The following is an 18,632-nucleotide window of genomic DNA, read 5'->3' on the forward strand; positions in this document are numbered from 1 at the left end:
GTATAATATTAGATATATTATACTACTGCTATTTCTGCTTTGTGTAAAAATTCAACTTTATAATAATGACTTCACATATGTACATTTAAACTAATTTTTTTACTATTTCTGATAGCTTAAGTGTATGTTCATCTAATAAAGTTAGCTCTTCATCAGAAAGATTTGATAGTTTTTTCACTATAGACTCTTTAAGAATAGATTGTACAATATCAAATAATTCAAATGCTTTATCTGTCAATTCAACTCTAAGAACTCTTCTGTCTTTTGGGTCAGGAAACTTATTGACTAAATTATGCTCTACCAATCTATCAATAATTGGTGTCATATTTGATTTTAATATTCCTAAATTAGAAGCTATTTGAGAAATTGATGATGAATTTGATGTCATAAGATAAAGAATTACCTTTGCATGTGACGGAGCCATTGGACATTCTCCAAAATACTCTTTCATCATATCTGAGTTGTTTTGAAATTTTTTTAACAAATCGTTTTCTTTGAATATATTATTTTGAAGTACAAATAAAAAGTCTAAAAAAGAGTCCGCTATTTTAAGTATATTATCGTTATCCATATTTGTAACATCCCTTCAATAAATACTGTAATAAAATATTCATTATTTATTATAGTATAAATTATAAACTATTAATAAATTTAAAACAAGAAAAAGTTATTGACTCATAATAATTATAAATTTATAATCAAATTAGAGAATTATAAAATGCCAAAAAAGGGAAGTTTTTTAATTAGCCTAAAACTAAACTTAAATTATAAGACACTTTAAATTCTACAACAAGCTAGTGTAAAATATAATAGGAGGAGATATGAAAAGATATTTAGTAGTTTTTTTAATGTGTAGTTCACTGTTCTTAGTTGGATGTGGAAAAACAGATGAACCTGAACCGGAAAAACCTATAGCAGTCTCTGTTCAAAAAGCAGTAGGTGGAGAAATAGAAAATACAAATGCTTTCTCAGGAACTACAAAAGTTAAAGATGAGACATCAGTTACTGCTCAAACTGCTGGAACAGTTCAAGAAGTTTATGTAAAACTTGGGCAAAATGTAAGAAAAGGTGATGATTTATTGAGTATAACTAGTGAAGATTTAGAAAACAGTGTAAAACAGTCTAAAGCATCACTGGATTTAGCAAAAGCAAGTTATGCAAGTGCCACTGGAGGTGCATTAGAAGCTCAAGTAAATCAAGCAAAAACAGCTCTTGATAGTGCAAAACTTCAATATGATGAATCCCAAAGAAATTATGACAATAATAAAGTTCTTTATGAGCAGGAAGTAATTAGTTTAGACCAATTTAAAAAAATAGAAGTTGCTTTAGAACAATCAAAACAACAACTAGATTCTGCACAAAGGGCATATAATACAGCAACTTCAAAAAGTATACCTCAAGCTAAATCACTTGCTAAAAAACAACTTGACCAAGCTCAAGTATCATATAATTTAGCAATGAGTAACTTAGATAAGTTGACATTAAAAGCTCCAGTAGATGGAACAATTACAGCCAAGAACTTTGACTCAAAAGAGATGATAACACAATCACAACCAGCTTTTGTTATTTCTAATCCTAATATATTAGAAGTAGACTTAAATGTAGCAGAAGCAGATATAGCTAAATTTAAAAAAGATGGCAATGTAGATGTTATTATTGAAGACCAAAGAGTTTTAGGAAAGATAGATTATGTTCCTTCAGTAGTTGACCCTCAGACATCTTTATACCCTGTTAAAATACTTGTTACTAATACTAACAACAAATTTAAGGCAGGAATGTCTGCACAAGTAAACTTAAGTGTTGAAAAAGAAAATGGAGCTGTTACAGTACCTAAAAAAGCAATATTTGAAGAAAATGGAAAAAAATATGTATACATAGCAACTAAAGATAACATAGCAAAGAAAACATTAGTTCAAACTGGAATTGTAACAGAGGATAAAATAGCAATCAAAAGCGGTGTAAGTGAAAAAGATACAGTGGTTATTGGGGGGATAAGTCTTATTTCTGATGGAACTAAGATATTTCCTGTAGAAAAGGAGAAATAGTATTATGAATTTAACACATACTTCCGTTAAGCGTCCTCTCACAATCATAATGGTCTTCTTAGTATTAATAGTTTTTGGTGGTATTGGATATAAGAAAATGTCAATAAATCTAATGCCTGACATAGAAATACCTGTTGTAATGGTTATGACTACTTGGACAGGTGCAGGTCCTCAAGACGTTGATGAACAAGTTAGCCAAAAAGTTGATGAAAGTTTATCAGCTGTTTCAAATGTAAAATCTACTATATCAAGTTCACAAGAAAGTGTTTCTATGGTCGTAGCTCAATTTGAATTTGGAACCAACTTGGACGAAATAATGAACGATGTTAGGTCTAAAGTAGATGCACTACAAACTAGTTTGCCAGATGATGCAGCTAAGCCAACAGTACTAAAATTAGATATGAATGCACAAGCTATAGGCCAGCTTGTTATATCTGGTGGAAACAATAATGCACAAGCACTAAGAAAATACGCTGAAGATGTAATTCAGCCTAAAATAGAATCTATAGATGGTACTACATCAGCAGACATCAAGGGTGGAGAAAAAGCTCAAGTTAATGTAATAGCTGACCCATCAGTTCTTTCAAATTATGGAGTTAGTTTATCAACTATAAAAGGTATTTTATCATCTAGTAATAAAACATTCCCTTATGGTTCAATTACTCAAGGGGAAGATAAGATAGTCTTAAGATCAATTGATAAATTAGAATCTTTGGATGATATAAAACAGATTCAAATTCCTGTAAAAGGAGGAAACACAGTTAATTTAGATACTCTTTGTAGTGTAGATTATGGATATGCAGACAAAGATAGTATTTATAGATACAATGGAAAAAGCAGTTTAGTAATAGATATTTCTAAGCAACAAGATGCAAATACTGTAAAAGTTATGCAAGATGCATATAAATATGTGGATGAATTGAATAAAGAAAACCCACAATTTAAAATTAAAATTGCTAATGATACAAGTTCTTACATAAGCGAATCAATAAACAGCGTAATGAGCAATTTACTTATAAGTGCAGTTATCTCATTTATAGTAATATTTGCTTTCTTGAAGAGCGTAAGAGCTTCCTTAGTTGTTGCAGTGGCAATACCAATTTCTATAATAGGAACAATAGCTGTTCTCTATTTTACAGGTGAAAGCTTAAACCTTATCACTGCAAGTTCATTGGTAATTTCAGTTGGTATGGTTGTTGATAATGCTACAGTTGTAATTGAGAATATATTTAAATATAGGAAAAATGGCCGTTTGAGTATTGATGAATGTGCTATTGAAGGTACAAGAACTGTTACCAATGCAATATTAGCATCAACATTGACTACTATAGCTATATTCTTACCTATTATGTTTACAGAAGGTATCGCAAAGATAACATTTGGAGCTTTGGGTAAAACACTTATAGCTGCCCTAGCCTTCTCTTTTATAGGTGCAATTACCCTTGTTCCTAGTGTATTTGCAAAACTAAGTAGAGGTAAAAGTAGTGAAAAAATGAAGGAAAAAGATAGTCCTATATTTGATAAAGTAAGTGAAGGATATAAAAAATTGCTAAGTATATGTTTAAGACATCAGCGATTAGTAGTAATATCAAGTTTACTTATATTTATAGCTTCCCTATTTGGAATGAGCTTTATAGGTATGGACTTTATGCCTGCAGCAGATAAGGGCGCATTATCTATATCTATAGAACTTCCAAAAGGTCTTAGCTTAGAAGCCAATGATTATTATGTGTCTATGACAGAGAAAAAAGTTTCAGATATTCCAGAAATTAAAACATTAATAACAACTTTAGCACCAGACTCAGGTAATAATAGTGCAAGTATAGCAATTGAATTAGAATCTCAAAAAAATAGAAAGAGAACTACTGATGAAATAGAAAAAGAAATAATTGATAGAGTTGCTACTGTTCCAGATTGTAAAATAAACGTAAGTCAAAATAGTAGTGTTATGGGCGGAACTTCAGGAGCAGACTTTACATTAGAGATGAAGGGTCCTGATTTGGATGTATTAAAGATACTAGGAAAAGAAGTCGAAAAAGAATTCAGTTCTATAAAAGGATTTAGAAATGTTGAGACTTCCCTTGCAGATACAACACAAGAAGCTCAATTTACAATAGATAAACATAGAGCTCAAGAATATGGTGTAAATACAGCAGAAATTGCAGGATTATTACGTACTGCAATAAACGGTGATTCAGTTACTACTGCTACTATTGATGACTACAAAGTAGATGTAAACCTAAAGTTTAAAGCAGACAGTATTGATAATCTAGAAGATATAAAACAATTAAAAGTAAGTTCTGCAACTGGAAAAGAAGTACCTCTTGGAGCTTTCTCAGACATAAAAATGGTAGATGGTCTACAATCTATATCAAGAACTGATGGTGATTTTTCTGTAAGTATAACTGCAACTCTTGATAATTTAGATGCTGGTACAGCTACAAAATTAGCATTAGAAAAAACTAACAAGATGCTAATCCCTAAAGACTACTCTATTGGTGTTGGTGGAGAAACAGAAATGATGAATGAATCTATGGCCAGCCTTGGATTCTCAATGGTTATAGCCATAGCACTTGTTTATATGGTAATGGTAGCTCAATTTGAATCATTTAGTAAACCATTTATAATAATGTTCTGTGTACCATTTGCATTTGTTGGAGTTGTACTTTCTCTTTTAGTAACTGGTCAAAGTTTAAGTACTGTAGGTATGCTAGGTATAATCTTACTTATCGGTATCGTTGTTAACAATGGTATAGTTCTTATTGACTACATAGAGCAACTTAGAAAAGCAAATCGTAGCAATGATTTAATTGGATTGGTTTCAATTGGTTGCGCTGCGAGATTAAGACCCGTTTTAATGACAACAGCAACGACAATTTTGGGTATGTTACCAACAGCATTATCTCTTGGCGAAGGTGGCGAAACAATGCAACCACTAGCTATAGTTATAATGGGTGGTCTTACTGTATCGACACTAATAACTCTAGTACTTATCCCTACTATATACTTAATATTTGATAGATGGGAAAATAAGTTTTCAGATAAGATGCCTAAAATATTTGGTAAAATAACAGATAAAATAGGAGATATAAAAGGAAAAATATTTAAGAAACCAAAACTAAAAGCTAAAATTTAAATATAAATGGAGGGCGATTGTATTGAAGAAAAAAGTTAGTAAAATAATTGCAATTGGATGTGGTGTTGGTATAATAACAGCTAATTTAATGCCAGCCTATGCAAATGATAATACTTCTTCTATAAATAAAGTTGATAATACCACTTTAAGTGACTCGACTAAAAGAACAGCTGAAAAAGAACTTTTAACAGCTAGAGATGCTGTCAGTGCTGCGCTTAAAAATAGTGAAAAATTAAAGATGAAATCAGAAGAAATAAAAATGTTAAAAGAAAAACTAGAAGTACAGGATGAATTTGATAGTTTTACTGGAAGTGATAACTCATTTCCATATGACCAAATTGGACTTCTTAAAAATCAAAGCGAACAGGCCAAATATTTTATGGAAGACCAAATAGCTAATGATATTACTAATAAGTACAATGACTTAGTCTCAAGAGAAAATGAGTTAGATAAAATAAAAAATAATCTTGAGATAAAAACTAAAGAAATTAAAGATATGAAACTAAAAAAGGATTTAGGTCTAGTGACAACATTAGAAACTGAGTCAGCTGAGCTTGAACTTCAGACATTGCAAAATAATCAAAAAGCTAAACTTCAAGAACTAAAAAATAATCAAGATTATTTTAAGTTGTTAACCAATATAAATTTAGACAACTATCAATTAGATAAAGAGTATCGATTTGAGTCTTTTAGAGTGGGTGGTTCAGTTGATTCATACATGGAAGGTAAAGTTAATGAATACTTAAAGTACGACCAATTGATTTTAGAACGTACAGAAGAAAGCTTTAATGATGACGATGAAAATAAAGCAGATTTACCAGACAGACCTAACCTTACAAGACCAGTTGCTCCTACAAGACCAGAACAAGGTAGTTTAACTGATGACCAATATAAGGTTCTTCTAGATAAGTATAAAAAAGATTATGAGCAATATGAAAAAGCAGTTGAAGCATACAATCTTGAAAGACAAACTTATGCTGCTGGACTTACTACATATGCAAATTATCTTCAACAAAAGTATAATACTGAAAATGGTTTAGTTACACTAGAGGATAGTAAAAAAGCTCTAAAAAAAGGCTTAATTGATAGCTATGCACAATTACTTGCTTTAGAAGATACAATTGGAACAACTAAAAAACAGCTTGAATTATCAGAAAAACAATTAAAAAACACTAAGCTAAGATATGATTTAGGATTGATTACTCTAACTGACTATAAAAAACAAGTAGTAAGCAATGAGGATGCTAAAAATAGCTATGATACACTTATTGTAAACTACAATTCATTAAAAAATGGTATAGAAAAACCATGGATACTTAGTGATGGAAGTAAAAAGTAATATTTATTACCTACTATTAAAATAATTTAATAAAAGGAGACAAAGAGTTTACTCATTATTAAGTAAAAGACTGTAGATAAATTTGTGTAAAAACAAGTTTACCTACAGTCTTTTTAGTATACAAAATTGGTAAATTAAAAGAAGTGAATATTATTTGGCAACTTGAAATCCATATTTTAATGGGTCATCGTTATCAATAATATAAGTAGACACTCCTGTTACATAAGCACTTCCTGTAATCTCTGGAATTACTGCAGGATAATCTCCAGCCTTTGCTTCTTCCCTGATTACTCCTGTAAATGTAGTACCAATAAAACTTTCATACACAAATGGTTCTCCAATACCAATTTTACCTCTTTGATAAAGTGTAGCAAGTTTAGCACTAGTTCCAGTTCCACATGGAGAACGGTCAGCCATATAGTCACCAAAGATTACGACATTTCTCATACTGCATCCTGGTGTAGAAGTAGGACAATACAACTCCGCAAGGTCAACAGAAGTAATATCACATTCAGGATGTTGTATTTGATTTTCCTTATTAGCATGTTCAATCAATTTCATACCAAAATCTGTTAAATCTGGAATGTTTTCAGGTGTTACATCCATTCCAAATTGTGTAACATCACACAATGCAAAGAAACTTCCTCCAAATGAAATATCATATGTAATCTCTTTTCCGTCAATGACAGTTTTTAAGTTTTCCTTATACAGAAATGCAGGAACATTAGTTAATGTTACATTCACAACCTTACCATCCTTTACTTCTGCTTTTGTACGGATTAGTCCAGCAGGTGCGTCCAACACAACTTCTGTATATGGTTCTTTTGCTTCTACCAGTCTGGCTTCTATAATTGCAGTAACTGTTCCAATAGTTCCATGTCCACACATATTCAAATATCCACCAGTATCCATGTAGATGACTCCATAATCTGCCTCTGAATGAATTGGCTCAGTAACAATAGAACCAAACATGTCATGGTGACCACGAGGTTCAAACATTAACGCTTGACGGTACTTGTCACAGTTCTCTTCTAAATATTTTTTCTTCTCAATCATTGTATTTCCTGGCAGTTCTGGAAATCCAGATAATATAACACGTGTAAATTCACCAACTGTATGTGTGTCAACTGCTGTAAAACATTTTTCGTAAATACTAAGATTTACATTTGGTTTTAATTTCATTTTGAAAACCTCCTTAATATTATAAAATATAGTTATGTAACTTTATTTTATAACTTTATTTTATAATTGTCAACTTAGAGAACTAGAAAAGATTGAGAAAATATGATATCGTATATTTAAATGGAAGTAACGACTAATGAAATGTAACAAGAAAGGAAAAAGGAGTCTATATGGAAAATAGAGAGAAACACATCAAAAGCGCATCTATGCCGTCAGACTTAAAATATTTAAACCGGAAACGAATACTTGATATTATCAGAAATTCAACGGAAGTTTCGGTTAATGATATTAGTGAGGCAACAAAAATTAGCCGTCCTACGGTAAAAAAAGCAATTCATAGTTTTGAAGAAATAGGTCTTTTAGTATCAGTAGGTAAAGGAAGTTCAACGAATATTGGTGGAAAACGTCCAGAATTGTATTCGTTTTCTTGTAATAAAAGAATACTGTGTATATCACTTGAGGAGAATCACATTCATTTTGTAGTTCTAACCATGAAAAATGAGTGTATTCTAGAAGTGGAAATTCCTTCTGATTACCATAATACATTGGAGATATTTAAGAAAGAGCTAGCAGGCCATATTGAGGATGTTCTGGAAAACGCAAAAGTTTCCCATAATGAATTATATGGTATAAGTCTTGCAATTGCAGGATTTGTAGACCGAAGCTGTGGCATTGTCAGATTTTGCATGATGGCTCCACATTGGGGAAGAAACATTGATATAAAGGCATGGCTTGAAAAATTATATAACAAACAGGAGATTGTAGTAGAAAATCTAGTAAGAGTTGTAGGAAATGCACTTCTTCTAGAAGAAAAGTTTCGTAAAAAAAGAACAGTAGTAATGTATGCAGAAGCAGGAATTTCTTCATGCTATATTGATGATGTTGTACTTACTGGTAGAAATGCTCTAATTGGAGAAATTGGACATATGACTATCGATTACAGCGACAAAGAAATTTGCTCATGTGGAAGCAGAGGATGCTTTGAACGTATGGTTAGTGCAGACAGGATTCGCTGTAGGCTAAAGAAAAATCCAAGAAAACTTTTAGAATCCTCTATAAATCAGTGGATAGAATCCAAGGATTTACTTAAACATGTATTTAAAGAAGCTGATAATGGGGATGAACTAGCAAAGATGGAGGTCAGCTATCTGGCAGAAATGTTCTCATTGATGTTAAAAAATGTGGCAATTAACTTTGACCCAGAAATTGTAGTTTTACTGGGACAATATGCTTACGCAGGAGAATATTTTAAGTCTAAATTGAAAGAAGAACGAAAAAAAGCGAGATTTTTCCCTGAAGAAACCGCATCTGTAGTTTATTACGATACAAGACCATTAAGAGAACTTCAGAAAGCAGGAGGATATCAGGTGTTGACAGAGAAATTTTTTGAAAATCCTGTGTTTTATGAAGGCTCCAATAAGGAAAATAAAGAATAGATAAAAAAGACATACTTTTATAGAGCCATCCAAATCTGATGGCTCTATAGTTTGAAGCTGGATTTAATTACTTTTTATCAAATGTTTCATCTATTTTACATCTGACCATATTAACAAATTCTGAAATATTATATCCTTTCAGCTTACATCCACATTTAGGACAATAGTCTAACTTCCTAGATACTAATGCTCTACAGCTAGGTTCTGGGCATCTCATTTTAAGACTCTCTTCTACCACCTTAAATCCACATCGTGGGCATATACTACCTGGACGTGATGATACTTCTTTTCCACATTTAGGACACTTTGTCAACTTTATCCCCTCCAGTAAACTCAATTTAATTATTAGTTGAAATTTCTCTCTTACAATAATGTATGCAACATAATTAAATACGTTTCACCTACTATAATATAAATTCGGTTTTTTATAATAATATAAAATAAAAATCCCCTATACTCAATTTACAAATACTCTATTTGATACATTGATATATAGGGGATACAATATTTTAGTTTAATTATATATATTTATAATATATTATTATCTAGGATTTTTTATAGATGCTTGAGCTGCTGCAAGTCTAGCAATTGGCACTCTAAATGGTGAACAAGATACATAGTTAAGTCCTACATTATAACAGAACTCCACTGAAGATGGTTCTCCACCATGTTCGCCACATATTCCTAGTTTTAATTCTGGTTTAACTTCTCTACCTAGTTTAACTCCCATCTTAACTAACTTACCAACACCATTTTGGTCTAGTACTTGGAATGGGTCTTTTTCTAATATTTCTTCATCTACATATTGACCTAAGAATTTACCAGCATCATCTCTTGAATATCCAAATGCCATTTGAGTTAAGTCATTAGTACCAAAACTGAAGAAGTCTGCTTCTTGTGCTATTTCATCAGCTGTTAAACAAGCTCTAGGTATTTCTATCATAGTACCTACAGTATAAGGAACTTCTACTCCTTCTTCTTTGATTATAGCATCAACAGTTTCTACTATCATTTTTCTTATTATCTTTAACTCATTTACTTCTCCAATTAATGGAACCATTATTTCTGGAGAAACTTTAACACCTGCTCTTATTGATTCTATAGCACCTTGTATTATCGCTTTAGATTGCATTACACATATTTCAGGATAAGTTATTGCAAGTCTACATCCTCTGTGTCCAAGCATTGGGTTAAATTCATCTAAATCAACTATTCTCTTCTTAATATCACTTACTTTTATTCCCATAGATTTTGAAAGTTCTCCTATAGTTTCATCATCATGAGGTAAGAATTCATGTAGTGGTGGGTCTAGTAATCTTATATTAACTGGCTTTCCATCCATAACTTTGAATAACTCTACAAAATCTTCTCTTTGCATTGGTAATATTTTTTCAAGAGCTTTTTCTCTTTGCTCTACTGTATTAGATAATATCATTTCTCTAACTGCTGGTAATCTATCTTCATCAAAGAACATATGCTCAGTTCTACATAAACCTATACCTTCAGCACCAAATTCTATAGCTGCACGAGCATCTCTAGGATTATCTGCATTAGTTCTAACCATCATACATTTATGCTTATCTACCCATTGCATTAGTTTTTCAAAATTTCCAGTTAAAGAAACTTCTGTTTTCTTAACATCTCCTAAGTAAACATTTCCTGTAGAACCATCTATAGAAATATACTCTCCTTCTTTTATAACTATATCATCAAGAGCTCTTACTTCTTTGTTAAACTCATCAACTTTTATTTCTCCACATCCAGCAACACAACATTTACCCATACCTCTAGCAACAACCGCTGCATGTGATGTCATTCCACCTCTAGCTGTAAGAATTCCTTCAGCCTTAACCATACCTTCTATATCTTCTGGAGATGTTTCTAGTCTAACTAAAACTACTTTTTCTCCCTTTTCATTTGCTTTTACTACATCATCAGCATTGAAGTAAACTCTACCACTTGCTGCACCTGGTGATGCTGGTAAACCTTTTGCTATAACTTTAGCTTCTTTTAAAGCTTTATCTTCAAATTTTGGATGTAATAACTGGTCTAATTGATTAGGCTCAATTCTCATTATAGCTTCTTTTTCATCTATTATTCCAGCTTCAACTAAATCAACTACTACAGTTATTGCTGCTGCTGCTGTTCTTTTACCATTTCTAGTTTGTAATATATATAATCTTTCATTTTCTATAGTAAACTCTATATCTTGCATATCTTTATAGTGACCTTCAAGTATATGAGTAATTTTTACGAATTCATCAAATACAGCTGGCATTACTTCAGCAAGAGTTGATATATTTTGAGGAGTTCTTATACCTGCAACAACATCTTCACCTTGAGCATTCATTAAGAATTCACCAAATAATTTATTTTCTCCTGTAGCTGGATTTCTAGTAAATGCAACACCTGTACCACTAGTTTCTCCCATATTACCAAATACCATTGATTGAATATTTACTGCTGTTCCTAAATTGTGAGCTATATCATTCAATCTACGGTATACGATTGCACGAGGATTATTCCATGATCTAAACACTGCCTCTATAGCAAGCATTAATTGCTCTTTTGGGTCTTGTGGAAAATCACTTTTTATTTCTTTTTTGTATATTGCCTTAAACTCTTTTACTATTTCTTTTAAGTCATCAGTTGTAAGTTCTGTATCAACTGTGTATCCTTTTGCTTCTTTTGCTCTATCTAGTACATTTTCAAATTTGTATTTTGGCACTTCCATAGCAACATCAGAAAACATTTGTATAAATCTTCTGTAACTATCATATGCAAATCTTTCATTTTGTGTAGCTTCTGCTAGGCCAATAACACTATTGTCATTAAGACCTAAGTTAAGTATTGTATCCATCATTCCTGGCATAGAGAATACTGCACCAGAACGAACTGATACTAATAGTGGATTCTTATTACATCCTAATGTTTTGTTTAAATCTTTTTCTAAAGTAGCTAAATGTGCTTCTATTTCTTTTATTATTTCTGCTCTTATACTTTCATTATTAACATAGTAGTCATTACATGCCTCTGTTGTTATAGTGAACCCAGGAGGGACAGGTAAGCCTATCTTAGTCATTTCTGCTAAATTGGCACCTTTACCTCCTAGTAAAGATTTCATGTCTTTGCTTCCTTCACCAAAACTATAAACATACTTAGTTTCCATTGTTAAATCCCCCATTAATCTTTTTTATTTTAATTTATATCATTTTTATTATTAAACATTTTATTAAATTTCTATTTCTTTATATATTTTTAGACCATTTTCTTTCATTATGTCTAAAATTATACCTGCAGTTTCTTCGATTGCTTTATTTGAAACATTTATTACTGGGCATCCTATTTTCTTCATTATTTCTTCTGAATAGTCTAATTCTTGAAGTATTCTTTCTAAGTTAGCATAATTAGCTTTACTAGATAACCCTAAAGCTTTTAACCTTTGAGTTCTTATTTCATTTAGCTTTTCAGGTGAATTAGTAAGACCTATTATCTTCTTAGTTTCTATTTCAAATACTTCTTTAGGAATTGGTATTTCTGGAACTAATGGTACATTAGCTACTTTTATATTTTTATTAGCTAAATACATACTTAAAGGAGTTTTAGATGTTCTTGATATTCCCACTAAAATTATGTCTGCTTGAAGAACTCCTCTAGGGTCCTTTCCATCATCATATTTTACTGCAAATTCTATAGCCTCAACCCTCTTAAAGTAAGATTCATCTAATTTTCTGATTATACCAGCTTCTCTTTTAGGTTTTCTTCCAGTTCTTTTACTTATTTCTCTTAATATATCAGTCATCAAGTCTATACAACTAAGACCTTCTCTTTCGCAATATCTTTCAACAATACTGCATAATTCTTCATCAACTAATGTATATACAATCAAAGCGTTTTCAGCTTTTGCATTTTCTAACGTTTCAAGTAATACTCCCTTATTAATCATATATGGAAATCTTTTTATTTCATAAGTTTCATTTACATAAAATTGTGACATACATGCTTTTGCAACTTGTTGTGCAGTCTCCCCTACTGAGTCTGATACTGCATATATAATTAGGTTTTTCACCAGCATACCTCCTTAATTGTCAACTATTTCTAAAAATAGCTTAGTTATGTTGGTTTTTGATATTCTCCCAACAACTCTCATATGGTTTTTGTCTTCTTCTTTATATTCAACAATTGGAATCGAATCTACTTCATGTTCTATTATTTTTTTTGAAGCCAATAAAACACTCGCTCCCTTAGTCAAAGTAACTACATTTGGAGTTCTTGTCATTATCATACCTATTGGCATCTTGTTTATATCAGAACCTCCTATAGTTGCTTTTAATAAGTCCTTTCTAGAAACAACTCCACATAATTCTTCATTTTCATCTATAATAACTATACTACCTACATCAGATAAAAACATAGTGACTATTACATCATATATACTTTCGTCTTTCTTAGCTAGTACAGGCATGCTCATTATATCTTCCACTGTTTTTTCTTTTATACTTTTGCCAATTAAATTAATTTCACTAACTCCTGAATAAAAATATCCAACTTTTGGTCTTGCGTCTAGTATTCCTGTCATTGTTAATATAGCTAAATCAGATCTAAGTGTAGCACGAGTCACATTCAAGCTGGAGGCAATACTTTCACTCGTTATTGGTTCATTTTCCTTAACTATATCTATTATTTTTAGTTGTCTTTCATTAAGCTGAATAATAATCACCTTCTTTCATTGTGCTATACTTTTTATCTTTTCGTATCTTATATAGTATATTATATAACTATATATACCATTCTGTAAACAGATTTTTTATTGAATACGATATATTTTTTACTAAGTTCTTTTGCTTAAAGATATTTATTATATATTAATGGGGGATATTTCTTTAATTAATAGAACTATATTAGTATTACAGTTAATATTATAATACATAATTGGCTATTTTAATTCATTTTATATTAAAATTTTTAATTATATTATCTTAAATATGAATATAAAATTGCAGAATTAATTTAAATTAAACCTACTATTAAGATTTTTAACTGTAAACAAACTATAAATAAACTCTAAAATAAGATTTAGTAAAACATCGTCTCAAAAAATTTAAAAGGGCTGATTTTAAAATAACCATCAACCCTCTTTTAAATAACATTTATATTATATTATTCTACAATAAATTTTATCCAAATATTTTTTCTTGTAATTGTCTTAAATGATATAAAGTAGTATCTTTTTCTATCTCTACCATATCATATGTTATAACTTCACCCTTTTTAATATCTTTAACAACTTTAGTCTTTTTGCTAATTAAACCAATAGGTACAGCATTCATTTCTTTTGCAACATCGTATTTTTCTATAGTCCCGTAGCATGTATATGCACCATACCCATCCATATACTCACCTTTTTTCAAGTCTTTCTTAGCTATAGTCATAACTTCTGCAACTAATCCAGCTTTAGGCACTATTGTAGCCTTATGCTCTAAAACTGCCATTGCTGCTGATAAAGGAGTTTCCAAACTACATAAATGATATGGTCTATATAATATGTAATTAGGTCCATCACCCATACTTAAGTATTTTAATTCATCATTAACTGCTTTTAATTTATGAGCAACTACAACGAAAACACCAGGTGCTATACCATTTACAAAATCAACTACACCATAATTATCTAATACTCCACCCTCGCTTTTTAATGCATATTTCTTAGGTACTTCATTAACTGTAGCTTCAATACCATGACCACCTCTTACATCAGGTACAAATCCAGTTGCATTACACATTAAAGCCATTTCTACCATTGTTTTAGTACCTTCTTTAAAAGAAGCTATCATATGAGGTGAAGCTCCTTTTCTTTCTGCTTCTTCTTTAACTGTATCAGGATTACAGTCTAAATCTAATTTATTGTTTTTACCTTTACCTACTACTCTAACTTCAAATCCCATTGCATCTGCAAAATCAAATAGACCCATTACTGCCCCTGGTTCATCTCCTGCAGAACCTGTAAATATTACTCCTGCGTCATCTGCTAATTTTTTAAGTATTGGCCCAACAACACAATCAGTTTCAGCATTTAACATTACTATATGTTTTTTATTTAAAATGGCATTTAGTGCTATTTCTGCACCAATTGCAATACCTCCTGTTGCATCTATAACTACATCTATTGACTTTGTTTTGCAAGCCACAAGAAAGTCATTACAAGTTAATACTTTTCCTTCTTGTAATTTTAACTCTGCATCTGTTTCATTTGTTACATTGTCTATAATGTCTTCTTCTATACCTGCATCAGTAAATGCTTTACGAGCTAATTCTAAATTTATATCTACAACAATAGATGCTTCCATTCCTTTCATATTTGCCATTTGACTTACCATTCCATTACCCATATGACCAGCACCTATAAGAGCTACTTTTATTTTTTTACCTTCTTCTTCTAACTTTGCAAGTTTTCTGTTTAAATCTAACATTTCAATTCCTCCTGTTATAATAATTTTATTTTTTCAAATTAATAAATAGTTATTAAATCTCCAATCTTTATATCTGGTTTTCCAATTTCTACATGTATTTCTCCAGGTAAATTTACTTTATCTTCTCCATCAAATTTGATTGTACAGTGACCAATTTCTCTAAGAGTATTTTGAGCAATATCACCAACTGAAACTATACAATAATCTCGATTTCCTATTGTAAGTGTATCCCCTATTTCAACATTGCTTTTTAATGTTGATATTGAATGAATTACAGATATATCTTTCAAATCTTCATCATTAATAGTTTCATCGTATATAATAAGACAGTTGCTTTCGTTTATTAATTCTTCAACTAAACTGCCTATCCCACTTATCTTAACTTCATACTTCATGATATCCCTCCTGATAATTTATATTAGATTAATTAAAAGAAACATTTATTTTTTCTTTTATAAATTTTATAGCTTGTACAATACTTTCTTCATCTTTAAATTTTTGCTCTGCACTATATATATCCAATCCTTTTATATCTTCAATCTCTTTAAACTTAGCTATCACTGTGCGACCTTTTAAAATTTCTCCACACTTTATAAATCCATCTGAATCTGAAGATATAATAGCTATACTTCCTTTAGAAAAATAACTTTTCTTTTTTCCTGTAGACACTATATCGCCCATTTTTTTAGCTTTATTTAAAGCTTTGAAATATAGTTTATTCTGTTTCATTACAAATAAAGTATTTAAAACATAAACAACAAATAAAATTATAAGTAGTTTCATATTTACACACCTTTCATAAATTAATTTGTTTTTTTAACTCCTATACAAAACCTATATAATGTTCTCAATTAACACTTTTTTAAATTCTACAAAGCTTCTACATTTGCTTATCTTATTTGTTAACTTTACATTTTGACCTATTTTTAAAACTTCTTCATAAATTTTTACCAATAAATCTGAATCCACCTTATCCTCACATGGAAACATTGTCATAAGTATTATTTTTATACTTCTATTTGCATAAACTATTGGCTCTTCTAAAATACCAACTGCCATTAAAAATTTATCTGACTTTTCATTCACAGCATGAGGAAATAATAGACCTTTATCAAAAACTGTAGGAGATTTCTCTTCTCTTTTGATTATGTTTTTTCTAAAATTATCATCAATACATCCTAAATCCATAAGATTGTCCATCATTTTTTCTAATGAAGCAAGTATAGTTTTTTCATTTAATATCATAAATTTATTTTCATTTAACAAATTATTTATTAGTAAATTTGGAGAATCAGTAGTATCTATGTTGCCATCTCTTAAACATAATACGGTCTTTAATTGTTCTCTCAATTTATTTTCATCAAATATTGTATTAATTTTTAATACTATTGTATTTATATTTGATGTATCTAAATCAATAGTTGTAAAAACTATATCGTATTCATCTAAATTAATATTTCTCAAATTAAAACTTGAAAGAGTATCAATTTTAGGATTATTTCCTATCAATTTTTCAACTCTTATTTTTAACAGTTTTGCTGTTCCAAGACCTGTCCCACATATAATTGCTATTTTCTTAATTGAATAAAATCTACTACTATTTCTTTCTAAATATCCACTGAAATGAATTGCTATATAACCAATTTCATCCTCCGAAACTTCTAGATTATATTTTTTCTCTATTACTTTTCCTGCTATTTGTGCCAGCTTAAATGGAAGTATATAGTTTTGTTTGATTTCTTCTAGCAAGACATTTTTTAATTTTATATTAAATAATAGCCTGTTTAGTGTAAAACTAAGATGATATCCAAGTCCTACCCTTAATTCATCCTCATTTATAAAAATACCCATATCAACATATATCTGATTGAATATACTTTCCATTAAATCATCAATATTTTTATTGATTCTACTACTATTTAAAGCACATTCTGATGCTGGTGCATTTCCACTTACTAATGGTATAGTTAAATAAATAATTTCTTCATCATTTAAAATATATTCAATTTTTTCTGATAAAATATTCTTTATTTCCCCAGCAATGAGATACTCATCATATGACTTAAGTAAATCAAATTTTACATCATACTCTTTTACTATCTTCTGTTCTTTTACTCTATACATCAAAACTACTATGTAATTAAAAATTTCTCTGAGCATTTCATCTGTAACATAAAAATTATTATTTTTAAATAAAGTCAATAATTCTTCTTCTAAATTTACAATTTCTTCTTTTTTGATACATTTGAAATACTTAGAATTATTTAAATCTTTTCTTGAGTCTTTATACAGCTGATTTAATATAAGTAACCTAATATCAAGTTCACTGCCATGTAATTTCATCCCCGTATTTTGCTTTTTTACTAAATTCAAATTATAAGAATTTAATACCTTTTCTACATATTGAAAGTCATTTACCAAGGTAGTTCTTCCTATACACATCTCATCTGCTAGACTATCCAGTGTAATAAATCCATCTAGTTCTATCAAATAATTTAGTATAAACTCTGCCCTATCTTCCTTTGAATTTAGTGAAAATACACTTTTTTTATTCACATCAATAATCTTATTTAGTACTCGCTTATCTTTTATCTCTAGTTTATAGCCTTGACCTTTTATATATTTTATTATTGCTATGTCACTTCCCAAATCTTTATTTAATTGCTTTATATATGTTCTTACACTTCTAGTTGTAACATTCAATTCGTCTGCTATTGAATTAATACTTACAAACTCTTTTTTACTACACATAATCAATATCCTAAATATTTTGTGGTCAATAGAAGGAATTTTCTCAGTTACATTCATTTTGTATCTCCTCCTTGATTTCATTCTAGTACAAACTTGAAACCAAATTAATACATAAAATTTCACTTTGCTAAAGGAAAATTTAGTATTAATCTAAATCAATAATCACTCCTAGTTAATAATACAAAAGCTAGTCTTTCATTAACTAAAATTTTGACTAGCTTAAGTTTATATTTACAATTTTATTAATTAAGTTTAAATCTCATAGTAATATTA

General features: G+C 30.0%; 14 protein-coding genes. 4 read left to right on the forward strand and 10 right to left on the reverse strand.

Annotated elements, in window-relative coordinates:
* Positions 1–85: 85 nt before the first annotated feature.
* Positions 86–571 (reverse strand): MarR family winged helix-turn-helix transcriptional regulator, encoded by a 486-nt coding sequence (locus KGF50_RS01525; RefSeq protein ID WP_227432633.1) that lies wholly within the window; start codon positions 569–571, stop codon positions 86–88.
* Positions 572–821: 250 nt separating this feature from the next.
* Between KGF50_RS01525 and KGF50_RS01530 the strand changes: the two genes are divergently transcribed.
* From KGF50_RS01530 to KGF50_RS01540, 3 genes are read left to right on the forward strand one after another with little or no spacing between them, the layout of a single operon-like run.
* Entirely contained in the window at positions 822–2,045 is a 1,224-nt protein-coding gene (locus KGF50_RS01530; protein WP_227846499.1) for an efflux RND transporter periplasmic adaptor subunit, read from the forward strand.
* 4 nt (positions 2,046–2,049) lie between these two features.
* Positions 2,050–5,181: an efflux RND transporter permease subunit gene (locus KGF50_RS01535; protein WP_227846500.1), complete on the forward strand. Its 3,132-nt coding sequence runs from the start codon at positions 2,050–2,052 to the stop codon at positions 5,179–5,181.
* Positions 5,182–5,203: 22 nt separating this feature from the next.
* The gene (locus KGF50_RS01540) at positions 5,204–6,520 is read left to right on the forward strand and encodes a TolC family protein (RefSeq protein WP_227846501.1); all 1,317 of its coding nucleotides are present in this window, start codon (positions 5,204–5,206) and stop codon (positions 6,518–6,520) included.
* A gap of 150 nt (positions 6,521–6,670) precedes the next feature.
* Here the strand turns inward: KGF50_RS01540 and KGF50_RS01545 are convergent, their stop codons facing one another.
* On the reverse strand, positions 6,671–7,702 hold the full coding sequence (locus tag KGF50_RS01545) for a proline racemase family protein (RefSeq protein WP_227846502.1): 1,032 nt from the start codon (positions 7,700–7,702) through the stop codon (positions 6,671–6,673).
* Between the two features lie 206 nt (positions 7,703–7,908).
* On the opposite strand from KGF50_RS01545, the gene KGF50_RS01550 reads away from it, so the two are divergent.
* Positions 7,909–9,138 carry an ROK family transcriptional regulator gene (locus KGF50_RS01550; RefSeq protein ID WP_227846552.1) on the forward strand — a complete coding sequence of 410 codons (1,230 nt, stop codon included), beginning with the start codon at positions 7,909–7,911 and terminating at the stop codon, positions 9,136–9,138.
* Between the two features lie 67 nt (positions 9,139–9,205).
* Here KGF50_RS01550 and KGF50_RS01555 read toward each other — a convergent pair whose 3' ends face one another.
* The 8 genes from KGF50_RS01555 to KGF50_RS01590 form a co-directional block, all read right to left on the reverse strand.
* Positions 9,206–9,451 carry a hypothetical protein gene (locus KGF50_RS01555; protein ID WP_227432629.1) on the reverse strand — a complete coding sequence of 82 codons (246 nt, stop codon included), beginning with the start codon at positions 9,449–9,451 and terminating at the stop codon, positions 9,206–9,208.
* 228 nt (positions 9,452–9,679) lie between these two features.
* On the reverse strand, positions 9,680–12,307 hold the full coding sequence (ppdK, locus tag KGF50_RS01560) for a pyruvate, phosphate dikinase (RefSeq protein WP_227846503.1): 2,628 nt from the start codon (positions 12,305–12,307) through the stop codon (positions 9,680–9,682).
* Between the two features lie 63 nt (positions 12,308–12,370).
* A complete protein-coding gene (locus tag KGF50_RS01565) occupies positions 12,371–13,213 on the reverse strand; it encodes a pyruvate, water dikinase regulatory protein (protein ID WP_227432627.1) in 843 nt (280 codons plus the stop codon).
* Positions 13,214–13,219: 6 nt separating this feature from the next.
* Entirely contained in the window at positions 13,220–13,858 is a 639-nt protein-coding gene (locus KGF50_RS01570) for a helix-turn-helix transcriptional regulator (protein WP_227432626.1), read from the reverse strand.
* Between the two features lie 457 nt (positions 13,859–14,315).
* The gene (locus KGF50_RS01575; RefSeq protein ID WP_227846504.1) at positions 14,316–15,608 is read right to left on the reverse strand and encodes an NAD(P)-dependent oxidoreductase; all 1,293 of its coding nucleotides are present in this window, start codon (positions 15,606–15,608) and stop codon (positions 14,316–14,318) included.
* 38 nt (positions 15,609–15,646) lie between these two features.
* Complete coding sequence (locus KGF50_RS01580) at positions 15,647–16,003, reverse strand: PTS glucitol/sorbitol transporter subunit IIA (protein WP_227432624.1); 357 nt, start codon at positions 16,001–16,003, stop codon at positions 15,647–15,649.
* 28 nt (positions 16,004–16,031) lie between these two features.
* Positions 16,032–16,391 (reverse strand): transcriptional regulator GutM, encoded by a 360-nt coding sequence (locus tag KGF50_RS01585; RefSeq protein WP_227846505.1) that lies wholly within the window; start codon positions 16,389–16,391, stop codon positions 16,032–16,034.
* Positions 16,392–16,442: 51 nt separating this feature from the next.
* A complete protein-coding gene (locus KGF50_RS01590) occupies positions 16,443–18,416 on the reverse strand; it encodes a BglG family transcription antiterminator (RefSeq protein WP_227846506.1) in 1,974 nt (657 codons plus the stop codon).
* Between the last annotated feature and the right edge of the window lie 216 nt (positions 18,417–18,632).

The sequence above is a fragment of the Clostridioides sp. ZZV15-6598 genome, assembly GCF_020657705.1.
Lineage (GTDB): Bacteria > Bacillota > Clostridia > Peptostreptococcales > Peptostreptococcaceae > Clostridioides > Clostridioides difficile_F.